4 protein-coding genes are annotated in these 4,965 nt (G+C 74.7%); 2 read left to right on the forward strand and 2 right to left on the reverse strand.

Annotated elements, in window-relative coordinates:
• Nucleotides 1-463: 463 nt before the first annotated feature.
• Nucleotides 464-1,621, forward strand: coding sequence for a sensor histidine kinase (locus ACFXGA_RS39545; protein WP_378098129.1), 1,158 nt, complete (start codon nucleotides 464-466; stop codon nucleotides 1,619-1,621).
• A 4-nt stretch (nucleotides 1,622-1,625) separates the two neighbouring features.
• Here the strand turns inward: ACFXGA_RS39545 and ACFXGA_RS39550 are convergent, their stop codons facing one another.
• Nucleotides 1,626-2,495: a hypothetical protein gene (locus ACFXGA_RS39550; protein WP_378098132.1), complete on the reverse strand. Its 870-nt coding sequence runs from the start codon at nucleotides 2,493-2,495 to the stop codon at nucleotides 1,626-1,628.
• 175 nt (nucleotides 2,496-2,670) lie between these two features.
• On the opposite strand from ACFXGA_RS39550, the gene ACFXGA_RS39555 reads away from it, so the two are divergent.
• Nucleotides 2,671-3,972, forward strand: coding sequence for an amidohydrolase family protein (locus ACFXGA_RS39555; RefSeq protein ID WP_378098135.1), 1,302 nt, complete (start codon nucleotides 2,671-2,673; stop codon nucleotides 3,970-3,972).
• A 30-nt stretch (nucleotides 3,973-4,002) separates the two neighbouring features.
• On the opposite strand, the gene ACFXGA_RS39560 is transcribed toward ACFXGA_RS39555, so the two are convergent.
• Nucleotides 4,003-4,692 (reverse strand): SDR family oxidoreductase, encoded by a 690-nt coding sequence (locus ACFXGA_RS39560; protein WP_378098138.1) that lies wholly within the window; start codon nucleotides 4,690-4,692, stop codon nucleotides 4,003-4,005.
• Nucleotides 4,693-4,965 lie beyond the last annotated feature (273 nt).

Raw genomic sequence — 4,965 nt, forward strand, 5'->3', positions numbered from 1 at the left:
CCCCACAACGCCCCCGCGTCACCCCCCCCGGGGTCCCTATCGCCCCCGGGCCCCCCCCCGGGGCCCCGGGGGGGGGCCCCCGGCCGCTTTACCCCCGGCCCCGGGGAAACGACGCAACCCCATTCGCCCGGACGGCTCGCCGAACTGCTCCGGCGGCGCGTCGAAGGCGTCGAACGCTGAACCGGAACCGCCCGATCAGCGCTGCGAATCCACCAGCACACCCGCCAACGCCATCAAAACCAGCACCAGCAGGCCCAGCACCGCGCCCGCCCACGTCGCGACCACTCCGAACATGGCGTTCCTCCTGTTCCCCGACTCGCCACTCCAGAGTCACCCGCGAATTCGTCATCCGACATCGGCCACTGGTGTGTTTCGGTAGGCGTTCGGGTCAGCCTGTCGGTTGACCTCCCACCCGACCGGGGTCGGACGCGCGCACCGCACCGAGCACCTACGGTGAGGTCCCGTGGACAGCACTCACCTCGGCTGGCGGCCCCTGCTCCGCCGCCAGTGGCCGCTGGCCTGCGCCCTGCTCTTCCTCCTCGGCGGCGAGCTGCTCGACGAGGCCCGCTGGTGGCAGCTCCCCGGCTCGGCCGTCGTGTGCGCGCTGGCCGTGCTCGCGCCCAGGCGCCCATTCGACGCCGCGCTGACCGCCGCCACGGCGGTGGCCGCGAGTTCGGTGGTGCTGCGGGTGGTGGACGTCGCGCCGGTGGTGCCGCTGGTCAGCGGCCTGGTGATCTCCGAGACGGCGGCCGTGATGGCGGTCGTCGCGGTGGTGGTGCGGCAGGCGCCGCTGGTGCGCGCCGCGGTGGCGGTGGTCGTGCTCGTCGTGGTGGCCGGGGTCTCGCAGGCCGTGCGCCCGGACTACTGGTCGCGGTACTGGCCGGGGACCTACGACGGGCCGGGTCCGTGGCAGCAGGCCCTCGGCGGGGCGGTGCTGCTGGCGCTGTCGGTCGGCACCGGGTTGTACTTCCGCGCCCGCGACCGGGAACGCGCGACCGCCGTGCGGGCGGAGGTCGCGGCGGCGCAGCACGCCGAGCGCATGGCGCTGGCGCGCGAGCTGCACGACGTGATCGCGCACTACGTGACCGGGATGGTGGTGCACGCGCAGGCGGCCCAGGCCGTGCCCGCGGCGGCGGGCGAGGCGCTGCCGGTCATCGTGCGCAGCGGCAACGAGGCGTTGGCCGAGATGCGCCGCCTGGTCGGCACGCTGCGCGGCGCCGAGGCGGACGCGCCGACCGCGTCCAGCGACCTGGCCGACGACGTCCGCGGCGTGGTCGAGCGGTCCGGTCAGCCCGTGCGGCTGCACGTCGACCTGTCCGCGCCCGTGCCGCCGTCGCTGGGCCGTTCCGTGCTCCGGCTGGTGCAGGAGTCGTTGACCAACGCGCGGAAGCACGCCGAGGGCGTGTCCTCGGTGGACGTGTCGGTGTCGGTGTCCGACGGCGTGGTGCACGTCGTGGTGGCCGACGACGGGCGGCAGCGGGCCGCGCCGGTCGGCGGGTCCGGCGGGTACGGGTTGGTGGGCATGCGCGAGCGGGTCGAGCTGCTCGGTGGCGAGTTCCACGCCGGCACCCGGGCCGGCGGCGGTTGGGAGGTGCGCGCCGCCCTGCCCGTGGTGCGGTGACGCGTCAGCCCGTGGTGGGCCGTGCCGCGGGCAGCTCCGCGGGCAGCGGGTAGGTGAAGGCTTGCGCCGGGTCCTCCAGCGCGAGGTGGCGGTCGGCCACGGGCCGCCGGGGGCGTGCGCCCCGGTCCTGGTCCGGGATGCTCGGCCGGTAGTCGCCGAGCCAGGTGGTGACGTCGCCGGAGAGCCGCGCGTTCTCCGCGTGCAGCTCGCGGACCTGGTGCTCCAGCTCGGCGATCCGCGCCTCCGCGTCGCGGTGCACCCGGACGATCGTCCACAGCATCTCGTACGCGCTCGACTCCGGGTCGCGCTCGTCGGCGTCGGGCGTCGCGTCGTCGGCCGCGGGGGTGTCCTCCGGGACGGGCAGGCCGTGCCCGCGGGCCCATTCCGGGCCGCCGATCATCGTGGTGGTGATGTCGTCCACCGACGGGTCGAGCCAGGCCGGGGCCGGTTCGCCGGTCTCCTCGCCGGTGACCAGGCCGTGCAGGTGGCGCGCCGTGGCCAGCACCTGCGCCGCGTGCTTCGGGTGCACGGCGTCGTGGACCAGGTCGGCGATCCGCTCCCACGGCGGCACGCTCTCGGTCCGGGCGTGCTGGCCGATCCACCGGTTCAGCTCTGCGCGCACCGCGCCGAGCGAGCGCCCGTGCGCCCAGTGCCCGGGTGTTCGGGCCGCCCGGCGCAGCACCCGCCGGTACGCGGTGCCCATCCGGCCGTGCTCGTCGACCAGGTGCACCAGCAGGAACAGGGCGAGCCAACGACGTTGCCGGGACAGGCCCGGATCGGAGAAATCCGCCTCGGAGCGCAGGACCGCCACCGCGGGCTGACCCTTGCCGCGCCGTTCGCCGGATTGACCACCACTTCCACCGTTACGAGCCACCAGTCACTCCTTCGCCGGATCAGCGGGACGACCACCTCTCCCAACGTTCCGGAGATTACGTCCGTTCGGCGGGTGAACACCGCCCGAAAAGGTCAAACCCACTGTTCGGGTTACCTCGCCAGGCGAGTGCCGCCACGTTGTGTGTAGCTCGAACGAGTGCGGCAGGATCGGGCCCATGTCGCTCCGCCTGCACGCCCCAGTGGTCCTGCCCTGCGATCCCACCTGCGCCGTCCTGCGCGACGCCGTGGTCGACGTGGTCGACGGCCGCGTGACGCACGTCGGCCCGGCGGCCGACGCGCCGGAGTTCACCGGCGAGGTCCGCCGGTTGAGCGGGATCCTGCTACCCGGTCTGGTGAACGCGCACGCGCACAGCCCGATGGTGCTGCTGCGCGGCATGGGCGGCGACCTGCCGCTGCTGCGCTGGCTGCGCGAGGCGATGTGGCCCGCCGAGGCGAAGATGAAGCCCGAGGACATCCGCGTCGGCATGCTGCTCGGCGCGGTGGAGATGCTGCGCAACGGCGTGACTACGAGCGCGGAGATGTACTTCCACGGCGAGCAGCTCGCGGACGCGGTGCTGGCGGCCGGGTCGCGGGTGCTGTTCGGCGCGGCGATCATGGACCTGCCCGGCATGCCGTGGCGGCCGATGACCGACGAGATCACCCGGTGGATCGACGCCGACGGGCTGCGGTTCGGGCCGGACGAGCGGGTCGAGCTGGGCTACGGGCCGCACTCGGCGTACATCCTGTCGCCGGAGGCGCTGGGCGAGGTCGCGGGCGAGGCGCGGGACCGGGGCGCGTTGGTGCAGGTGCACGTCGCCGAGTCGGCGGAGGAGGACCTGGAGCAGCGCGCGTCGCACGGGTCCGTGCCGAAGCTGCTGGAGCGGGCCGGTGTGCTGGGCGGGCGGGTGCTGTCCGCGCACTCCGTGCACCTGTCGCCCGAGGACGTGGCGATCTACGCCCGGCACGGCGTCGGCGTGGCGCACTGCCCCGGCTCGAACACCAAGCTGGCGTCCGGCATCGCACCGCTGCGGTCCTACCTGGACGCGGGCGTGCGGGTCGGGTTGGGCACGGACGGCCCGGCGTCCAACGACGACCTGGACCTGTTCGAGGAGGCCCGGTTGGCGGCCCTGCTCGCGCGGGTGACCTCGGGCGACGCGACCGCGCTGCGGGCGGCGGACGCGCTGCTGCTGGCCACGCGCGGCGGTGCGGCGGCGTTGGGCCGGGACGACCTGGGCGCGCTGGAGCCCGGTCGGTGGGCCGACGTGGTGCACGTGGACGTGGACGACCCGGCGTTCGCCACCGGGTTGGACGCGCCGGACGAGCAGGTGCTGGCCAACCTGGTGTGGGCGTCGGGCACGCGGCGGGTCAAGGACGTGTGGGTGGCGGGCAGGCAGGTCGTGGCCGACGGCGAGACCACGAACGTGGACCGGCGTGAGGCCCAGGCCGGGGTCCGGGAGGCGGCGGCGCGGCTCCGGTAGCGCGCCGGCGTCACCCGTTGGGGTTCACCTTCACGGGACCGGTCGGGGCCTCGGGCGCACGACGACCTCGGTGACGTGGGCGTCGTCGTCGGCGTGCACGGCGGTGGCGACGGCGCGGGCGACGGAGTCCGCGGTCAGGTAGAGGTGCGGCTGGTAGTCGCCGCTCTCCTGGGCGCGGACGCCGCGCTGCATGTCCGTGTCGACGCGTCCGGGGTGGACGGACGTGACGCGCAGGTCCTCTTCCTCGGCGCGCAGGACGTCGGCGTAGGCGCGGAGGGCGAACTTGCTCGCGGCGTAGACGCCCCAGTCGGCGTTCGCGCGCAGGCCCGCGCCCGAGTTGATCAGCACCACGTGGCCGCGGGCGGCGCGCAGCAGCGGCAGGGTCAGGCGGGTCAGCTCGGCGACGGCGACGACGTTGAGGTCGAGCGTGCGGCGCCAGACGTCGGCGTCGGCTTCGGCGAGGGGGCCGAGTTCGGCGATGCCCGCGCTGTGCACGAGCACGTCCAGGTGGGTGAGGTCGGCCGCGGCGGCGGCCAGGGCGGTGGTGTCGGTCAGCTCCACCGGCCAGGGCCGGGCGGAGCCGAGCGACTCGGCGAGCCCGGCCAGCGCGGCCTCGTCCCGCCCGCCGAGCAGCAGGTCGTGCGTCGGCGCGAGGGCACGTGCGACGGCCGCGCCGATGCCGCGCGAGGCACCGGTGACCAGGGCGACGGGTCGACTCATACCCCGACCCTATCCCCGTGAACCCTACCCCCACGCCGGGTGAGCCCAACCCCGGAGCCGCGAGAGTCCAACCTCCACGGCGCGTGAGTCCAACCTCCACGACCTGTGAGTTCAACGCTCAGGCACCGGCCCCGCGCCGGGTGCGGGGTAATCAGGGGGTCCCCAACTTGGGGACTCGCGCGCCCCAACGTTGGGGCTGGGTGGCTTATAAAAAAAAACCCACCCCCCACACACCAACAAATCGGGGTGTGGGGGGGGGGGGGGTGTGGGGGG

This window comes from Actinosynnema sp. NPDC059335, from assembly GCF_042752395.1.
Taxonomy (GTDB): domain Bacteria; phylum Actinomycetota; class Actinomycetes; order Mycobacteriales; family Pseudonocardiaceae; genus Actinosynnema.